This window comes from Halomonas sp. CKK8 (assembly GCF_029625235.1).
Taxonomy (GTDB): domain Bacteria; phylum Pseudomonadota; class Gammaproteobacteria; order Pseudomonadales; family Halomonadaceae; genus Halomonas; species Halomonas ventosae.
The window spans coordinates 2,611,459-2,629,127 of record NZ_CP121193.1 but is presented as its reverse complement, the minus strand read 5'-3'; the positions used below and the strand labels follow the sequence as shown (position 1 = coordinate 2,629,127).

Here is a 17,669-nt window from a genome sequence, read left to right as displayed (position 1 = left end):
CAGGCACAATTCCCCCCGAGCGGCTAGCTTGAGACAGGTCGGCCTTGCCGGGGTGTCACGGCGCGGTGAACCCGACCTGCCGCGGCGAATCCAACCTAGACAGCCTTCTGTTCCACATCGCCACAGAGGAGACTCCCGTCATGCCCATGCTGAAGCAGTTGCGTCAGGATCATGCCAACATGGCGCGCATGTTGCACGTCCTGCAGCTCAAGCAGAAGTCCCTGGCGTGCGGCGAGCGTCCCAACTTCCAGCTGGTCCGGGAGGTCGTCGACTACATCCTCGATTACCAGGAAGGCTTCACCCAGCCCCTCGAGAAGGTCTGCACCGAGCGCCTCAAGGAGCTCGACCCCTCGAGTGTCGAGGTCACCGAGCGCCTCTCCCGGGACTATCGGTCGCTGAAGTCCCGGCTAAAGCGCCTCTCCAACGACCTCGACATGATCCTGATGGATGCCGTGGTGCCCATGGACCGCTTCGCCGAGGACCTCAAGTCCTACCTGGAGAGCCACCGGGCCTACCTGCGTGACGAGCGCGAACTGCTGTTCCCGCTGATCCAGAAGAACTTCAACGACCAGGACCTCGAGGCCCTGGCGGCGGCCCTGCCGGAGGGCGCCCAGGCGCAGCTCGAGCGGCTGCAGGAGGCCTACCCCGAGCTCTATGCCGAACTGCGAGATGCTCCCGAGCCGGTGACCTGATGAGGTCGAGCCGGCGTTTCGGCTCTGCCCCGGGTCTGGGGTAGAATGGCCGGCATTCTCAGCGGCCACCCTCTACGTCATGCCCAACCTGCCTGGTCTTGCCCTGCCATCGTCCTGCTTGTGTGACTCGGCCCTTAGGCGTCGAGGGGCAGGATGATGGCGGGTCCGGTCCTGGTCTTCGATTCCGGCGTCGGCGGGCTCTCGGTGGTCCGGGCACTGCGTCAGTGCCTGCCCGAGGCCGCCCTGGCCTATGCCTGCGACAATGCCATGCTGCCCTACGGCCAGCGGGAGGATGCCTGGCTGGTCCAGCGCATCCGGGCCGTCTGCGAGGCAGCCGTGGCGGCGAGTGGCTGCAGCGCCCTGGTGGTGGCCTGCAATACCGCCAGCACCCTGGCGCTGGAGGTCCTGCGCGCTTCCCTGGCGATTCCGGTGGTCGGCACCGTGCCTGCCATCAAGCCGGCGGCCCGGATCAGCCGGACGCGGCATATCGGCCTGCTGGCGACCACTGCCACGGTGTCGCGTCCCTACACCCTGCAGCTGATCCGGGACTTCGCCGCCGACTGCCGGGTGACGCGGGTCGCCGCGGACGCCCTGGTCAGCGAAGCGGAGCGCCTGGTGGCCGGGGAGCCCCCCCACCGGGCGATCCTGCACCGGGCCCTCGCCCCGCTGTGGGAGGATCCTCACCTGGATACCGTGGTGCTCGGCTGCACCCACTTTCCGCTGTTGGCCCCGTGGCTCGCCGAGGCCGCGCCGCGGCAGGTGAACTGGATCGACTCCGGCGAGGCCATCGCTCGCCGGGTGGCCCAGGTGGTGACGACGCTCGCCCCCCGCGAGGGTGGCGAGCCGAGCTTCGTCACCGCCCCCGACGAACGCCTGGGCAGGGGGCTGGCCACCTTCGGCTTCGCCCCACCGAGGCTGCTGCACCCGGCCTGAGCCGACCGTTAGGGTCGGTACCATCATTATCCCCTCAATCTCGTCATCTTCACCCAGGAGCCGCCGTGGCCATTCCCGTCGTCGACCCCGCCCGCTATGACCAGCAGCTCGAGGCCAAGCGCGAGCGCATCACCCGTGACTTCGCGCGCTTCTCCCCGCCGACGCTCGAGGTGTTTCCCTCGCCGCCGAGCCACTTTCGCCAGCGCTGCGAATTTCGCCTCTGGCACGAGGGGGACGACCTCTTCTATGCCATGTTCGAGGTGGACCCCGAGGACCCGAAACGCAAGACGGTGGTACGCCTGGACGACTATCCGGTGGCCGGCCGGCAGATCAACGACCTCATGCCGCGCCTGCTCGATGCCATCCGCGACAACGACCTGCTGCGCCTCCGGCTGTTTCAGGTGGAGTTCCTCACCACCCTTTCCGGCGAGGCACTGGTGACCCTGATCTACCATCGTCGGCTCGACGAGGCCTGGGAGGCCGAGGCCCGTGCCCTCCAGCAGGCGCTGGGCATCATGGTCATCGGCCGCGCCCGCAAGCAGCGCCTGGTGCTGGCGCGTGACCATGTGTGGGAGCGCCTCGCGGTGGACGGTGACGAGCTGGTCTACCAGCAGGTGGAGAACAGTTTCACCCAGCCCAATGCCGAGATCTGCCGCGCGATGCTGGCCTGGGCCCGGGACGTCACCCGGGAGAGCCAGGACGGCGACCTGGTGGAGCTCTATTGCGGCAATGGCAACTTCACCGTGGCGCTGGCCGGCAACTTCCGGCGGGTGCTGGCCACCGAGATATCGCGGACCTCGGTGGCCAGTGCCCGGGTCAACCTGGAGGCCAACGGTATCGCCAATGCCGAGGTCGGTCGCATGTCCGCCGAGGAGTTCTCCCAGGCCCTGAAGGGCGACAAGGGCGGGCGCCGGGTGGCCGAGATGGCCCTCGACGACTACGCCTTCTCCACGGTGCTGGTCGACCCGCCACGGGCAGGGCTCGATGAGGAGAGCTGTCGCCAGCTCAGCGAATATGCGCGTATCGTCTATATTTCATGCAACCCCGAGACCCTGGCCGACAACCTCGAGGTGCTGACCCGCACCCACGAGATCCGGCGTTTCGCGCTCTTCGACCAGTTCCCCTGGACGCACCACTGCGAATGCGGGGTCCTGCTGGAGCGGCGTGGCTGAGGGGGCGGCGTGCCCGGCTCCCTGTCAAGCGGCGATGCGCAACCGACATGCTCCATGAGCGAAGGGGCATGTGGCTGGGGTGGGCTCGGGAAGTGACGTAAGCTGGAAGGCGATGCGGCCAGGAGGCCGCCACGTCAAGTTCTCCCGGCCGCCTCCGGCGGCCGCAGGCAGCCGAGGTGATGGATGCAACACGTCGCACACGAGGAGACCCGCCAGGATCTGCTCAAGCAACTCAAGGAGCGGCTGCAAGGCCGTCTGGACGAGGACAAGGCCGCACAGGTCGCGGACTTCGCCCGCCACTTCTATGCCACGGTACCGTTCGATGACCTGGCCGACCGTCGTCTCGACGACCTCTATGGTGCCACCCTCTCCGTGTGGCACTTCCTGCAGCAGTTCGACCCCGCCGACCCCAAGGTGCGGGTGTTCAATCCCGACTTCGAGCAGCATGGCTGGCAGTCCACCCACACCTTCATCGCCGTGCTTCACGAGGACATGCCCTTCCTGGTCGACTCGGTACGTATCGAACTCAACCGGCGGGGCATGACCGTCCATGCCATCCACAATGCCGTGCTGGCGACGGAGCGCGACGACCAACACCGGCTCACGCGGGTCACCCCGACGCGGCAGGCCGACGCCCCCCAGCGCCGGGAGTCGCTGATCGCGATCGAGGTCGACCGCCACTCGGACCCGGCGCTGCTCGAGGACATCGAGGCAAGCCTGCAGGAGGTGCTGCGCGATGTGCGCACCGCGGTGGCCGACTTCGAGCCGATGCGCGAGCAGGCCAGGGCGGCCGTCGACGAGCTCAAGGCCTCGCGCCCCGATCAGGTCGATGCCGACGACCACAAGGAGGCCATTGCCTTCCTCGAATGGCTGCTGCATGACAACTTCACCTTCCTCGGCTATGACGAGTATGTCGTCCACGAGACCGAGGAACGGCAGCGGCTTGACCGGGTCGACGAGAGCAAGCTGGGCGTGTTCCGCCTCGACCAGCCCCGCTACCAGGAGCGTATCCGCACCGACCAGGGGGTCGAGGGGGACCGCTACGTGCTGGTTCCCCAGCTGCTGTCGTTCGCCAAGAGTGCCCACCATGCGCGGATCCATCGGCCGACCTATCCCGACTACATCTCGATCGATCGCTATGACGACCAGGGGCGGGTGATCGGCGAGCGCCGCTTCCTCGGGCTGTTCACCGCCACCGTCTACAACGAGTCGCCGCGCAACGTGCCGATCCTGCGTCGCAAGCTCGCGACGGTCATGGAGAAGTCCGGTTTCAACCCCAAGGGGCACAACGGCAAGCACCTGCTGCACATCCTTGAGGTCTATCCCCGTGACGACCTCTTCCAGATCGATACCGACGAGCTGACCCAGACGGCCCTGGGCATCCTCGACATGCGCGAGCGACGCCGGGTGCGGCTGTTCATCCGCGAGGACCGCTCCGGCAAGTTCTACTCCTGTCTGGCCTTCGTGCCGCGCGATGTCTTCTCCACCGAGCTGCGTCTGCGCATCCAGGACATGCTCTGCGAGGAGCTCGACGCCACTTTCGGCGACTTCAACACCTACCTCTCTGAGTCGGTGCTGGCGCGCATCCAGTTCATCCTGCGCTTCAAGGGGGATCAACCGGCGGCCTACGACCTGCGACGCCTGGAAGCCAAGCTGGCGACGCTGGCCCGCAACTGGCGTGACGACCTCCAGGGCGCCGCCATCGAGGGGTTCGGCGAGGAGCAGGCCAACCTGCTCATGGACCGCTTCCGCGATGCCTTCCCGGCCAGCTATCGCGACGACTTCTCGGCGCGTACCGCGGTCTACGATCTGCAGCACATCAGCGAGCTGGATGATGGCTGCCCGCTGGCGCTCTCCCTGTACCGACTGGTCGAGGAGGAGGGCAGCGGGGTCAATCTCAAGCTGTTCCACCGTGAAAAGCCCATCCCGCTTTCCGATGTACTGCCGATGATGGAAAACCTCGGCCTGCGGGTGATCGGCGAGCGTCCTTACGAGCTGCAGGCTCGCGACGGCATTTACTGGATCCACGACTTCGACCTGGAGCACCACACCAGCACCGAGGTCAACCTCCAGGAGATGCGCGAGCCCTTTGTCGAGGCCTTCCAGCGCATCTGGAACGCGGAAGCCGACAACGACCCCTTCAACCGCTTGATCATCGGCGCCAACCTGGACTGGCGCGAGGTGGCCATGCTGCGGGGCTATGCGCGCTACCTCAAGCAGATCCGCTTCGGTGTTTCCCAGGACTACATGGCCACCACCCTGGTCAACCATCCGGAGATCACTCGTGAGTTGGTGACTCTCTTCGAGCTGCGCTTCGATCCGGCCGAGCGCCCGCCGGAAGGCGAGATCGAGGCCTGCACGGCGCGCATCATCCGGCTGCTCGACGATGTCGCCAGCCTCAATGATGACCAGCTGCTGCGCCGTTACATGGAGCTGATCCAGGCGACCCAGCGCACCAACTACTACCAGCGGGGAGACGATGGCCGCCACAAGGACTACATGTCCTTCAAGATGCAGCCTTCTCGGGTCACCGGCATGCCCAAGCCGCGCCCGGCCTTCGAGATATTCGTCTGCTCGCCGCGCGTGGAGGGCGTGCACCTGCGCGGTGGCAAGGTCGCGCGGGGCGGGCTGCGCTGGTCCGACCGTTTCGAGGACTTCCGCACCGAGGTGCTCGGCCTGGTCAAGGCGCAGCAGGTAAAGAACGCGGTGATCGTGCCGGTGGGCGCCAAGGGCGGTTTCGTCTGCAAGCGACTTCCCGAGGGCGGCGACCGCGATGCCATCCAGCAGGAGGGCATCGCCTGCTACAAGACCTTCATCCGTGCCCTGCTCGACGTCACCGACAACCGCGTGGGGGGCGAGATCGTGCCGCCTCGTGACGTGGTGCGCCACGACGACGACGACGCCTACCTGGTGGTGGCGGCCGACAAGGGCACCGCGACCTTCTCCGACATCGCCAACGAGATCTCGGCCGAGTACGGGCACTGGCTGGGCGATGCCTTCGCCTCGGGCGGCGCCAACGGCTACGACCACAAGAAGATGGGCATCACCGCCAAGGGCGGCTGGGAGTCGGTCAAGCGCCACTTCCGCGGCCTGGGGCTGAATACCCAGCAGGACGAGTTCACGGTGCTCGGCATCGGTGACATGGCGGGCGATGTCTTCGGCAACGGCATGCTGCTGTCCGACAAGATTCGCCTGGTGGGAGCCTTCAACCATCTGCATATCTTCGTCGATCCGAGCCCGGACGTGGCGGCGAGCTTCGCCGAGCGCCAGCGCCTGTTCGCCCTGCCGCGCTCCAGCTGGGAGGACTACAATGCTGAGCTGATCTCCGAGGGCGGCGGGGTGTTCAAGCGCTCGGCCAAGACCGTCCCCATCTCCAAGCAGATGAAGACGCTGTTCGGCATCAAGGAGGACAAGCTAGCGCCCAACGAGCTGATCCGCGCCATGCTCAAGTCCCGGGTGGATCTGCTCTGGAACGGCGGCATCGGCACCTACGTCAAGGGCAGCGAGGAGACCGACGCCCAGGTGGGTGACAAGGCCAACGACGGCCTGCGCATCGATGGCCGCGAGCTGCAGTGCCGTGTGGTCGGCGAGGGCGGCAATCTCGGCCTCACCCAGCGCGGGCGCATGGAAGCGGCCGCCCGAGGCGTCCGCGTCAATACCGACTTCATCGACAATGCCGGCGGGGTGAACTGCTCCGACCATGAGGTCAACATCAAGATCCTCATCGACGAGGTGGTCAAGCGTGGCGACATGACGGAGAAGCAGCGCAACCAGCTGCTCGCCGACATGACCGGTGAGGTCTCGGACCTGGTGCTGCTGGACAACTACCGCCAGACCCAGGCGCTGGATCTCGCCGAGCTCCTGTCCCGGCAGGGCATCGGCCCCTTCCGGCGCTTCATCAGCGAGCTCGAGGCCGCCGGCCAGATCGACCGCGAGCTGGAGTTCCTGCCCGACGACGAGATACTCAACGAGCGCGCCGCCAACGAGCAGGGGATGTTGCTGCCGGAGCTCTCGGTGCTGATCTCCTACGCCAAGAGCGTGCTCAAGGGCGACCTGATCGCCTCGGACGTGCCTGACGACCCGACCATCGTCAAGTTCGTCGAGCGGATCTTCCCCGGGGTGCTGGTCGAGCGCTACAAGGAGGAGATGTACGACCACCGCCTGAAGCGCGAGATCGTCGCTACCCAGGTGGCCAACGACCTGGTCGACCATATGGGCATCGTCTTCGTTCGCCGGCTGATCGACTCCACTGGCGCCGACCGCGCCACCATTGCTCGCTCTTACGTGGTCGCGCGTGACAGCTTCCAGCTCCCGCGCCTCTGGGAGCAGATCGAGGCGCTGGACAACCAGGTGCCAAGTGCCGTGCAGTACGCGATGATGCTCGACCTGATGCGCATGCTGCGGCGCGCCACCCGCTGGTTCCTGCGCAACCGTACCGGCATGAGCACCCGGGATGCCATCGACTTCTTCGCGCCGCGCCTGGCACAGCTGCAGGAGAACATCGGCAAGCGCCTGCGCGGCGAGGAGCACGAGGCCTGGGAGGCCCGCCGCAACGAGCTCACCGAGGCGGGCGTGCCGGAGGCCCTGGCCGGCACGGTGGCGGCCGCCGGCAGCCTCTATGCGGCGCTCGGCATCATCCAGGCGGCCCGCCAGACCAACGAGAAGCCCCAGCGCGTCGCCGAGGTGTTCTACGAGATCGGCGATCGCCTGGAGCTGCCGTGGATGATCCAGCAGATCACCGAGCTCAAGGTGCGTGACAGCTGGCAGGCCCAGGCCCGCGAGACCTTCCGCGACGACATCGACCGCCAGCAGCTGGCGCTGACCATCAGCGTGCTGGGCATGGAAGGTGGACCACGGGACTGCACGGAGCGGGTGGAGCAGTGGCTCTCGCTCCACCAGGGCATGCACCAGCGCTGGTGCCGCCTGCTCGAGGAGGTAGGCACCGGCACCCATGGCGGCTTCCCGCTCTTCGCGGTGGCTGTGCGCGAGCTGGTCGACCTGGCCGAGAGCAATCGCGAGACCTGACCGGCCGCCATGTCCAAGGCCAGAGACACGAACCCCCGCCGGTGGCGGGGGTTCGTGTTTTCGGGGGGGCGGACAAGGCAGCGGTCAGAGCAGGAACAGCGTGGCCAGTCCCAGGAAGGCCATGAAGCCCACCACGTCGGTCACCGTGGTCAGGATCACCGACCCCGAGAGGGCGGGATCGATACCCGAGCGCTTGAGCATCAGCGGGATGACGATGCCGGCGATGCCGGCCGCCAGCATGTTGATCACGAGTGCCGCGGCGATGATGACGCCGATGGCGATGCTGCCGAACCAGAGCACCGCGAGCACGGCCACGACCAGTGACCAGAGCACGCCGTTGAGGGCGGCGATGCCGATCTCCTTGCGCAGCAGCCAGCTGCTGTTGGTGCGGCTGATCTGGCCCAGGGCCAGGCCGCGGATCGCCAGGGTCAGGGTCTGGCTGCCGGCGATGCCGCCCATGCTGGCGACGATGGGCATCAACACCGCCAGCGCCACGATCTTGTCCAGGGCATCCTCGAAGCGGCCGATCACCCAGGCGGCCAGGAAGGCGGTGACCAGGTTGATGCCGAGCCACACGGCGCGTCGCTTGGCGCTGGGCATCACCGGCGCGAAGAGGTCTTCCTCCTCGTCCAGGCCGGCCATGTTCATCAGCGCCTGCTCGGAGTTCTCGCGGATCACGTCGACAATGTCGTCGATGACGATGCGACCGAGCAGCAGGCCCTCCTCGTCGACCACCGGCGCGGAGGCCAGGTCGTGGGTCTGGAAGAGGGTGGCCACCTCGCGGGAGTGCATGGTCACCTGGATGCTGTCCACGTCGCGGTCCATCAGGTCGGCGACGGCCATCTCGGGGTCATGGGAGACCAGGCGCGCCAACGGCAGCACCCCCACGAAGAAGCCATTGCGGTCGACCACCATCAGCGCATGGGTGTTGTCGGGCACCGCCTCCTTCCAGCGCAGGAAGCGCTTGACCGTCTCCAGGCTGACGTCGGCGCGCACGGCGATGGTGTCGGTGCGCATCAGGCGGCCGGCGCTGTCCTCCTCGAAGGAGAGCGTCTCCTGCAGCCGGCTGCGCTGCAGCTCGTCCATCGAGCGCAGCATGTCCTCGGCCACCTGCTGGGGCAGGTCCTCGAAGATCTCGGCGAGGTCCGTGGTGTCGAGACCCGAGGTGGCGGCTACGATCTCGGCATGGTCCATGTCATCGAGCAGGGTACTGCGCACCTCGTCGTGCACGTGAAGCAGGACCTCACCGTCGACCTCGCCCGGAACCCGCTCCCACAGCTTGATGCGCGCCGCCGGGGGCAGTGACTCGAGCAGCAGGGCGACCTCCGCCGGCTCCAGGTCGGCCAGGACGTCGTCGACGGCATCGAGCCGCTCGTCGCCCAGCGCCCGGTGAATGCGCGACAGGCGGTCCTCGAGGGTTTCGGTGGTATCGGCCATATGGATCTCCCTGGCTTGTTAGGCTGCACGGCCCACCCGGCCGTGATCGCCGCGACGTTGCCTACAGTAGATCACAGAACACCCCCTGGCTGTCGCCGCGGGGACGGTCGTCAGGCGCCTGGCAAGGCGTCGGCGTCGTGTCCGGCCCCCGGCACTGCTATACTCTGCGGCCCCCGCCCGCCCCCTTGACCGGAGTCGCCATGTATTCGCTTGCCCGTTCGCTGCTGTTTCGCCTGGACGCCGAGACCGCCCACGGCGTCGCCCTGAAGGGGCTCGACCTGGCCGGTCGCCTGGGCCTGGCGGAGCGACTCGGCGGCGGGCGGGTCGAGGACCCGGTGGAGCTGATGGGGCTGCGCTTTCCCAACCGGGTGGGCCTGGCCGCCGGGCTGGACAAGAATGCCGACCACTTGGATGCCCTGGGCGCGCTGGGCTTCGGCTTCGTCGAGGTGGGCACCGTGACGCCCCGGCCCCAGGACGGCAATCCCCGGCCGCGGCTGTTCCGCCTGCCGGAGGCCGGCGCCATCATCAATCGCATGGGCTTCAACAATGCCGGGGTGGATCACCTGGTCGAGCGTGTGAGGGCGAGCCGCTACGACGGGGTGATCGGCATCAACATCGGCAAGAACCTCACCACCCCGGTGGAGCAGGCGGTGGACGACTACCTGACCTGCCTGCGCAAGGTGCATGGCCATGCGCACTACATCACGGTGAACATCTCCTCGCCCAATACCCCGGGGCTGCGCAACCTCCAGTTCGGCGAGCACCTGGATGCGCTGCTCGGTGCCCTGCGCGCGGAGGGAAGCCGGCTCGACCGGGAGGCCGGTCGCCGCGTCCCCCTGGCGGTGAAGATCGCCCCGGACATGAGCGACGAGGAGGTCGGCCTGGTGGCGCGCACCTTCGAGGCCAATGGCATCGACGCGGTGATCGCCACCAATACCACCGTCTCTCGCGAGGCGGTGGCGGGGCTTGCGCATGCAGACGAGCAGGGGGGGCTCTCCGGTCGGCCGGTATTCGAACCCTCGAACACGGTCATCCGCGAACTGCGCCGCCGGCTTCCCGGCATGCCGATCATCGGCGTGGGCGGCATCGACAGCGGCGAGGCGGCGCGGGCCAAGGTGGCGGCCGGCGCCGACCTGGTGCAGCTCTATTCGGGCTTCATCTATCGCGGGCCGGCGCTGGTGGGGGAGTGTGCCCGGGCACTTCAGGCCCGCTTCGCCGGGCAGTGAGGGCCCGGCGGGCGGCCACTAAAAAGCCCATGGCATGGCCATGGGCTTGATATGTTCGTCAACACCTCTGACGATGGGCTGATGACCCGGTGAATGCGGGGGTCACATCACCATGGGGTTCTTGTGAATGCCGGAGACTCCCGTCATGCCGGACCATTGATCCCCACGACCTTCACGCCAACCGCTCATCCAGTACTCGCGTAGATTGATATCCTGACTTGGACAGTCATCGCGGGAACGACCTGAGAGACCCGCCTTGTACCCATGAACATAGGCACGCTGGAAGCGATCACGTTTCTGTCGTTTCATTGGACTACCTCTTGATGAAGGTACCGACGAGAACCCGGCCTCGAGACCGGATTCATGTTGCCCGGGCGACATCGGTCTCTGCGGCAACTCCGTGCTGCACGACGACTCGAGGCCCGCTGACAGAACGCATGCGTCATTCAGTAGCTACTCAGTCATTGATAGCCCAGGATGACGACGATTGTCGACCGATGATTTGTAACAAGGCGTTTACCTGCCTGTCACACCTTCACCCCGGCCAGGCGCCACGCCGATGGATATGTCATGACTGAACTGCACTCCCCTGATTCACTGGATCTTCTGGCCACCTGCCCGCGGGGCATCGAGCTGCTGCTGGCCGATGAGCTGGCCGCCCTGGGTGCCGTGCCCGGCAAGACCACGGTGGCCGGGGTTCACCTGCGCGCGAGCCTCGAGAGCGCCTACCGCATCTGCCTGTGGTCGCGGCTGGCCAACCGGCTGGTGCTGTGCCTGGCGCAGGGGGAGGGCATCGAGACCCCCGAGGCGCTGCGGGCCGCCGCCGCGGCCGTCGACTGGCGGGACCATCTTGCACCGGGCGCGACCCTGGCGGTGGACTTCCATGGCCGCGCCGAGGCGATCCGCCACACCCGCTTCGGTGCCCAGACCGTCAAGGACGGGGTGGTCGACCGCCTCCACGCCGAGGGTCGGCCGCGGCCCGACGTCGATACCCGGCAGCCGGACCTGCGCCTCTATGCCCACCTGCACCGTGGGCGGCTGACCCTGGGCGTGGACCTCGCGGGCGACAGCCTCCACCGCCGTGGCTATCGCCGCGACGTGGGCCATGCGCCGCTCAAGGAGAACCTGGCCGCCGCCCTGCTGGTGCGCGCCGGCTGGCCGGCGATGGCCCGGGAGGGGGCGCCGCTGGTCGACCCGCTGTGTGGTGCCGGTACCCTGCTGATCGAGGCGGCCCTGATGGCCGCCGACATCGCCCCCGGTCTGGCCAGGGAACGCTTCGGCTTCCACGGCTGGGCCGGCCACGACGAGCGCTGCTGGCGGGAGCTCAAGCGCGAGGCCGAGGCACGGGCCAGCATCGGGCGCAAGCGCTGCCGCTTGCGGCTTTACGGCTTCGACGAGAGCCCCCCGGCGCTGGCTGCGGCGAAGGCCAACGCCATGCGCGCCGGCGTGCCGGCGCTGATCGAGCTCGAAGGGGCCTCCCTGGCCGGGCTCGCGCGCCCCGCGGGGCTGCCCGACACCCCCCGCGGGCTGGTGATCACCAACCCGCCCTACGGCGAGCGCCTCGGCGAGCTTCCCGAACTGGTGCGCCTCTACGGCCAGCTCGGCGAGCGGGTCAAGGCGGCGTTCCCCGGCTGGCAGCTGGCGGTCTTTACCGCCAATCCTGACCTCGGGCATCGCATCGGGCTGCGGGCCCGCAAGCAGTACGCGCTGCGCAACGGCCCCCTGGAAGCCAAGTTGTTGCTGATGGCGATCCCCGAGGCGGAGGCGTCGTCCTCCGGGGAGGCCGCCCCCGCGCGCTCCGAGGGGGCGCAGATGTTCGCCAACCGCCTGGAGAAGAACCGCCGGCGGTTGAAGAAGTGGCTCAAGAAGAGCGGCGAGAGCTGCTACCGGCTCTATGATGCCGACATGCCCGAGTACGCCCTGGCTATCGACCTCTACGGCGACCGGGTACATGTCCAGGAGTATGCGGCGCCGAGATCCGTTGATGCGGCCCAGGCCCAGAAGCGGCTGCACGAGGCGCTGGGCGTGATTCCCGACGCGCTCGGCGTCGATGCCGGGAAGGTCGTGGTCAAGCGCCGCGAGCGGCAGAGCGGCAAGGCACAGTACCGCAAGCAGGCGGCCAGCGGTGAGCGCTTCGAGGTGCGCGAGGGCCGGGCGCGGCTGTGGGTCAACCTGCGCGACTACCTGGATACCGGCCTCTTCCTCGACCATCGCCCGGTGCGCCGGCTGCTCGGCGAGATGGCCTCCGGCAAGCGTTTCCTCAACCTCTTCTGCTATACCGGGGCCGCCACGGTCCAGGCCGTTCTCGGAGCGCAGGAAGAGGGCACGGAGACGGCCGGCGGGGCCAGCGAGAGCGTCAGCGTCGACCTTTCCAACACCTACCTGGAGTGGGCCCGGGACAACTTCGCCCTAAACCGGCTCGACCCCGGGCGTCATCGGGTGGTGCGTGACGATTGCCTGCGTTGGTTGGCGACCGCCGGCGGCGAGTTCGACCTGATCTTCCTGGACCCGCCCACCTTCTCCAATTCCAAGAAGATGGCCGATACCCTGGATGTCCAGCGAGACCACGGCCAACTGGTGCGCCTGGCCATGGCACGCCTGGCGCCGGGGGGGACCCTGGTGTTCTCCAACAACCAGCGGCGCTTCAAGCTGGATGCGGACCTCGCCGAGCAGTTCCGGGTGGAGGATATCTCCTCGCGCACCTTCGATCCCGATTTCTCGAGAAACCCCGACCTGCACCATGTGTTCCTGATTCGCCATCGGGAGGGCGCATGATCCGTCTGAGGCTCTATACCACCCTGGGCTGTCATCTCTGCGAGCAGCTGGAGGCGGTGCTGGCGACCCTGTGTGCCGAGTGCTACCGGCTGGAGCAGGTCGAGATCAGCGAGGACGAGGGGCTGGTCGCACACTACGGGGTGCGCATCCCGGTGCTGGTGGACGAGGTGGGGCAGGAGCTGGACCGCGGCATGGAACCCGACCGCCTGGCCGCCTGGTTGGCGGCTCGGGGCTGGCTGGACGAGACGGCCTGGCAGCAGCTGCAGCAGCAGCTGAGTGGCGAGCCGTCGCCCGGGGTGACGAAGAGGGCGGCGAAGGGGGCAACCCTGCGTGGCGGGCGGCGCTATCTGGGCTGATGGCCCTCGACGCCTAGAGCGAGTCCAGCAGCGAGAGCTGGCTGACGGCGTCGCGTCCCTCGGTGCTCTCGGCCTCCACCTCCAGCACCTTGCGAAAGCCCCGCGAGGACAGGATGGTGGTCTCGTCAGCCAGCCACATCATCGCCTGGTCGTGGTCATCGGCCAGGCGATGCTTCAGGCCGCCGAACTGGGTGCCGATCTGCCCCCAGGCGCGGCTGAAGATCCAGTCGCCGAACATGTCCTGATGGACATGCACTAGCACATAGTCATGGTCGGTTTCCCAGCGGACGATCACGGCAGCTCCCGAGGTGGAGGGCGCCGCAGGCCTGCGACGCGCGAGTGGCAATGGCGGTATTGTAAGGGCTTGGGCACACTGAACAAGTCGTATCACCAGCCGGAAGGGAACCAGCCATGAGAATCGTCGTCGATGCCAACGTGCCCGCCGCCGAGAAATGTTTCGGGGAACTGGGCGAGATGGTCCGCCTGCCGGGACGCGAGATCGATGCCGACGCGCTGCAGGAGGCCGACGCCCTGGTGGTGCGCTCCATCACCCGCGTCGACGAGGCCCTGCTGGCCCGAACTTCCCGGCTGCGCTTCGTCGGGACCTGCACCATCGGCACCGACCACGTGGACGAGCGGGCCCTGGCCGAGCGCGGCGTCGCCTTCGCCAGCGCCCCGGGCTGCAACGCCGAGGCGGTGGTGGACTACGTGCTGGGCAGCCTCTCGACCCTGGCAGAGCGTCAGGGATGGCGGTTGACCGAGCGTCGCGTCGGCATCGTCGGCGTGGGCAACGTGGGCGGACGGCTGCTCGCGCGTCTCACGGCCATGGGCATCGGCTGCCTGGCCTGCGACCCGCCCCGCGTGGCGGCGGAAGGCGCCGAGGGGCTGGCCGGCTTCATGGAGCTGGACACCCTGATCGACGAATGCGACGTGCTGTGCCTGCACACGCCGCTGGTGACCGAGGGGCCCTATCCGACGCACCATCTGCTCGATGCCCAGCGCATTGCGGCCCTGGCCCCGGGCACGGTGCTGCTCAACGCCGGTCGCGGGGACTGCGTGGATGGCCAAGCGCTGCGACAGCGGCTGGCGGGGCAGGGCGATGTCAGCGCAGTGCTCGATGTCTGGGAGCACGAACCTGCCATCGACAGCGGCCTGGCGGATCTCGCCGCCATTGCCACGCCGCATGTCGCCGGCTACAGCCTGGACGGCAAGCTGCGCGGCACCCACCGGATCTACCGCGCCCTGGCCCAGCATGTCGGCCTGCCTGCTCGCCTGACGATGGATGACCTGGCGCCGCCGCCTCCCGTGGCGCGGCTCGTCCTGGACGGTGGCCTCTCGCCCGAGGAGGCGCTTCGCCTTTGCCTGCGCGCCGTCCATGACGTGCGGCGTGACCATGACAGCCTGCACCGCGAAGCCCGTCGCCAGGGCATGGCCAAGGGCTTCGATGCCTGTCGAGCGGCCTATCCGCTGCGTCGTGAGTTCGCGACCCTCGCCATCGAGCTTCTCGAAGGGGCCCGGGAACTCGCACCGCTGCTGTCAGGCGCAGGCTTTTCGGTCGATACCGCCACTGCCTGATGCCGATGGGCGGCAAACGACAGCGGGCCCGCCAACTGGCGGGCCCACTCTTAGGTATTGGCTGGCAGGGGGGTACTGCCGGTAGGCCGCTTCTTTCAGCGCATGGATGCGGCCTGTGCAGAGAGCCGCGGCGGGTGGCCTCGCCGCGGGTCGCTGTTACTGCCGGTAGGCCGCTTCCTTCAACGCACGGATGCGATCATCCAGCGGCGGGTGGCTGGCGAACAGCTTCTCCATCAGCGAGCGCGTCTGGCCCTTGGTGATTGCCATGGCCCGCAGGGTGTCCGGCATCTGGTCGGGCATCTCGGTCTCGGCCTTGAGGCGGGCGAGGGCGTTGATCATGGCGCCGCTGCCGGCGAGGTGTGCGCCGGCGCTGTCCGCGCGATACTCCCGGAAGCGCGAGAACCAGGCGACGATGGCCGAGGCGATCAGACCGAAGACGATCTCGGCGACGATCACCACCGCGAAGTAGCCCATGAAGCCCAAGCCGCCGCCATCGTCGCGACGCAGGAAGCTATCCACGAGCTGAGCCACCACACGGGCGAAGAACATCACGAAGGTGTTGAGAACGCCCTGGATCAGGGCCAGGGTGACCATGTCGCCGTTGGCCACGTGGCCGATCTCGTGGGCCAGCACCGCGCGTACCTCCTCCGGGCGCATGCGGTTGAGCAGGCCGGCGGAGACCGCCACCAGGGCGTCATCCTTGTTCCAGCCGGTGGCGAAGGCGTTGGACTGCTGGGCCGGAAAGATGCCCACCTCGGGGGTCTTGATGCCGGCGTCACGGGCCAGTTCCGCCACGGTATCCACCAGCCACTTCTCGGTGGCATTCGACGGCGTCTCGATGATCACGGTGCCGGTGCTGCGCTTGGCCATCCACTTGGAGATGAACAGCGATACCATCGAGCCGGCCATGCCGAAGATGAAACAGAAGATCAGCAGGGCATTGAAGTTCATGCCCTGTTCGGTCAGGTAGCCCTCCACCCCCAGCAGGCGCAGGGTGATGCTGGCCACCACGATCACGGCCAGGTTGGTGCCCAGGAAGAGCAGGATTCTCATCATTGCCGGAAATCTCCAGTCGTCGGGAAGGGGGCGCCCCACGTTGCGGGCTGCAAAAGCTGTTGCTTAGATACGTGCTTCCCCGCCGGGTTTCAAGCGGCGGGAAGAAAGGTATCCCCGATCTACTGGCGGTAACGCGACAGGAAACGGGCAAAGCGGTCCAGGGCGTCCTCGAGCTGGTCGGCCCAGGGCAGCGTGACGATGCGCACATGGTCGGGGTCGGGCCAGTTGAAGGCGGTGCCCTGCACCAGCAGGATCTTCTCCTGCAACAGCAGGTCGAGCACCAGCTGCTGGTCGTCGCGGATGTTGAAGACCTTGGGGTCGAGCTTCGGGAAGGCGTAGAGCGCCCCCTTGGGTCGGGTGCAGCTGACCCCGGGGATGGCGTTGAGTTTCTCGACGGTGATGTCGCGCTGGGCGAGCAGGCGGCCGCCGGGCAGGATCAGGTCGTTGATCGACTGGTAGCCCCCCAGCGCCGTCTGGATGGCATGCTGGGCCGGCACGTTGGCACACAGGCGCATCGAGGCCAGCATGGTCAGCCCCTGGATGAAGTCGGCCGCGCGCTGCTTGGCGATGTTGCCGGAGAGGATCATCCAGCCGCTGCGGAAACCGGCGCAGCGATAGCTCTTGGAGAGCCCGTTCATGGTCACCACCAGCTGGTCCTCGCCGGCCAGGGCCCCGGTGGAGACATGCTCGACCCCATCGTAGAGGATCTTGTCGTAGATCTCGTCGGAGAACACCACCAGGTCGTGTTCCCGGGCGATCTCCAGCAGTTCGCGCACCACCGCTGGCGGGTAGACCGCCCCGGTGGGGTTGTTGGGGTTGATGATCACGATCGCCCGGGTGTGGGCGGTGACCTTGGCGCGGATGTCGGCCATATCCGGCGCCCAGTCGGCCTGCTCGTCGCACAGGTAGTGCACGGCATGGCCGCCCGAGAGGTTGGCCGCCGCGGTCCACAGCGGGTAGTCCGGGGCGGGGATCAGCACCTCGTCGCCGTCGTTGAGCAGCGCCTGCATGGCCATCACGATCAGCTCGGAGACACCGTTGCCGATGTAGATGTCCTCGATGCCGACGCCGGGTATCTCCTTGCGCTGGCACTCCTGCATGATCGCCTTGCGCGCCGAATAGAGCCCCTTGGAGTCGCAGTAGCCCTGGGCGGTGGGCAGGTTGCGCATCACGTCCTGGAGGATCTCCTCCGGTGCCTCGAAGCCGAAGGGGGCGGGGTTGCCGATGTTCAGCTTGAGGACGCGCTGGCCTTCCTCTTCCAGCCGCTTGGCGTGCTCGAGCACCGGGCCGCGGATGTCGTAGCAGACGTTCTCGAGCTTGTGCGATTTCCTGATCGGGGGAGTGTCCATGGGCGCTGAGATCCAGTGGTGTCGGTGTGCCGCCTCTGCCGGGGCGGGCGGCGTCTCGGGGCAGTGTTGCCGG

At 67.6% G+C, this 17,669-nt stretch carries 13 protein-coding genes; 8 read left to right on the top strand and 5 right to left on the bottom strand.

Annotated features, from left to right (window positions below; all coding sequences use genetic code 11):
- The first annotated feature begins 146 nt into the window (after positions 1-146).
- From P8934_RS12490 to P8934_RS12475, 4 genes are all read left to right on the top strand, one after another.
- The gene (locus P8934_RS12490; RefSeq protein ID WP_278034035.1) at positions 147-692 is read left to right on the top strand and encodes a hemerythrin domain-containing protein; all 546 of its coding nucleotides are present in this window, start codon (positions 147-149) and stop codon (positions 690-692) included.
- Between the two features lie 156 nt (positions 693-848).
- Positions 849-1,625, top strand: a complete 777-nt coding sequence (gene murI, locus P8934_RS12485) for a glutamate racemase (protein WP_278031331.1) — start codon at positions 849-851, stop codon at positions 1,623-1,625.
- Positions 1,626-1,690: 65 nt separating this feature from the next.
- The gene (gene trmA, locus P8934_RS12480; RefSeq protein WP_278031330.1) at positions 1,691-2,797 is read left to right on the top strand and encodes a tRNA (uridine(54)-C5)-methyltransferase TrmA; all 1,107 of its coding nucleotides are present in this window, start codon (positions 1,691-1,693) and stop codon (positions 2,795-2,797) included.
- A gap of 183 nt (positions 2,798-2,980) precedes the next feature.
- Positions 2,981-7,822: an NAD-glutamate dehydrogenase gene (locus tag P8934_RS12475; protein ID WP_278031329.1), complete on the top strand. Its 4,842-nt coding sequence runs from the start codon at positions 2,981-2,983 to the stop codon at positions 7,820-7,822.
- Positions 7,823-7,906: 84 nt separating this feature from the next.
- Here P8934_RS12475 and mgtE read toward each other — a convergent pair whose 3' ends face one another.
- Positions 7,907-9,259 (bottom strand): magnesium transporter, encoded by a 1,353-nt coding sequence (mgtE, locus tag P8934_RS12470; protein ID WP_278031328.1) that lies wholly within the window; start codon positions 9,257-9,259, stop codon positions 7,907-7,909.
- 200 nt (positions 9,260-9,459) lie between these two features.
- On the opposite strand from mgtE, the gene P8934_RS12465 reads away from it, so the two are divergent.
- Entirely contained in the window at positions 9,460-10,485 is a 1,026-nt protein-coding gene (locus P8934_RS12465) for a quinone-dependent dihydroorotate dehydrogenase (RefSeq protein ID WP_278031327.1), read from the top strand.
- A gap of 102 nt (positions 10,486-10,587) precedes the next feature.
- Here the strand turns inward: P8934_RS12465 and rmf are convergent, their stop codons facing one another.
- Entirely contained in the window at positions 10,588-10,794 is a 207-nt protein-coding gene (gene rmf / locus P8934_RS12460) for a ribosome modulation factor (RefSeq protein ID WP_082042631.1), read from the bottom strand.
- A gap of 261 nt (positions 10,795-11,055) precedes the next feature.
- Here rmf and rlmKL point away from each other — a divergent pair, with 261 nt between their 5' ends.
- Together rlmKL and P8934_RS12450 are read left to right on the top strand one after the other, a co-directional pair.
- Positions 11,056-13,260: a bifunctional 23S rRNA (guanine(2069)-N(7))-methyltransferase RlmK/23S rRNA (guanine(2445)-N(2))-methyltransferase RlmL gene (rlmKL, locus tag P8934_RS12455; RefSeq protein ID WP_278031326.1), complete on the top strand. Its 2,205-nt coding sequence runs from the start codon at positions 11,056-11,058 to the stop codon at positions 13,258-13,260.
- On the top strand, positions 13,257-13,616 hold the full coding sequence (locus P8934_RS12450; RefSeq protein ID WP_278031325.1) for a glutaredoxin family protein: 360 nt from the start codon (positions 13,257-13,259) through the stop codon (positions 13,614-13,616). Before rlmKL ends, P8934_RS12450 begins: the two co-directional genes overlap by 4 nt.
- Before the next feature lie 13 nt (positions 13,617-13,629).
- Here the strand turns inward: P8934_RS12450 and P8934_RS12445 are convergent, their stop codons facing one another.
- Complete coding sequence (locus P8934_RS12445) at positions 13,630-13,911, bottom strand: hypothetical protein (RefSeq protein WP_278031324.1); 282 nt, start codon at positions 13,909-13,911, stop codon at positions 13,630-13,632.
- A 116-nt stretch (positions 13,912-14,027) separates the two neighbouring features.
- Here P8934_RS12445 and pdxB point away from each other — a divergent pair, with 116 nt between their 5' ends.
- Complete coding sequence (gene pdxB / locus P8934_RS12440) at positions 14,028-15,191, top strand: 4-phosphoerythronate dehydrogenase PdxB (protein WP_278031323.1); 1,164 nt, start codon at positions 14,028-14,030, stop codon at positions 15,189-15,191.
- Between the two features lie 156 nt (positions 15,192-15,347).
- On the opposite strand, the gene htpX is transcribed toward pdxB, so the two are convergent.
- The gene (htpX, locus tag P8934_RS12435; RefSeq protein WP_278031322.1) at positions 15,348-16,247 is read right to left on the bottom strand and encodes a protease HtpX; all 900 of its coding nucleotides are present in this window, start codon (positions 16,245-16,247) and stop codon (positions 15,348-15,350) included.
- A 119-nt stretch (positions 16,248-16,366) separates the two neighbouring features.
- On the bottom strand, positions 16,367-17,596 hold the full coding sequence (locus P8934_RS12430; protein ID WP_278031321.1) for a pyridoxal phosphate-dependent aminotransferase: 1,230 nt from the start codon (positions 17,594-17,596) through the stop codon (positions 16,367-16,369).
- Positions 17,597-17,669 lie beyond the last annotated feature (73 nt).

What these genes read in the sequence shown, in the direction of transcription:
- P8934_RS12490 (WP_278034035.1), top strand. Translation starts at nt 147, where the DNA reads ATGCTGAAGCAGTTGCGTCAGGATCATGCCAACATGGCGCGCATGTTG.
- murI (WP_278031331.1), top strand. Translation starts at nt 849, where the DNA reads ATGGCGGGTCCGGTCCTGGTCTTCGATTCCGGCGTCGGCGGGCTCTCG.
- P8934_RS12475 (WP_278031329.1), top strand. Translation starts at nt 2,981, where the DNA reads ATGCAACACGTCGCACACGAGGAGACCCGCCAGGATCTGCTCAAGCAA.
- mgtE (WP_278031328.1), bottom strand. Translation starts at nt 9,259, where the DNA reads ATGGCCGATACCACCGAAACCCTCGAGGACCGCCTGTCGCGCATTCAC.
- P8934_RS12465 (WP_278031327.1), top strand. Translation starts at nt 9,460, where the DNA reads ATGTATTCGCTTGCCCGTTCGCTGCTGTTTCGCCTGGACGCCGAGACC.
- rmf (WP_082042631.1), bottom strand. Translation starts at nt 10,794, where the DNA reads ATGAAACGACAGAAACGTGATCGCTTCCAGCGTGCCTATGTTCATGGG.
- rlmKL (WP_278031326.1), top strand. Translation starts at nt 11,056, where the DNA reads ATGACTGAACTGCACTCCCCTGATTCACTGGATCTTCTGGCCACCTGC.
- P8934_RS12450 (WP_278031325.1), top strand. Translation starts at nt 13,257, where the DNA reads ATGATCCGTCTGAGGCTCTATACCACCCTGGGCTGTCATCTCTGCGAG.
- pdxB (WP_278031323.1), top strand. Translation starts at nt 14,028, where the DNA reads ATGAGAATCGTCGTCGATGCCAACGTGCCCGCCGCCGAGAAATGTTTC.
- htpX (WP_278031322.1), bottom strand. Translation starts at nt 16,247, where the DNA reads ATGATGAGAATCCTGCTCTTCCTGGGCACCAACCTGGCCGTGATCGTG.
- P8934_RS12430 (WP_278031321.1), bottom strand. Translation starts at nt 17,596, where the DNA reads ATGGACACTCCCCCGATCAGGAAATCGCACAAGCTCGAGAACGTCTGC.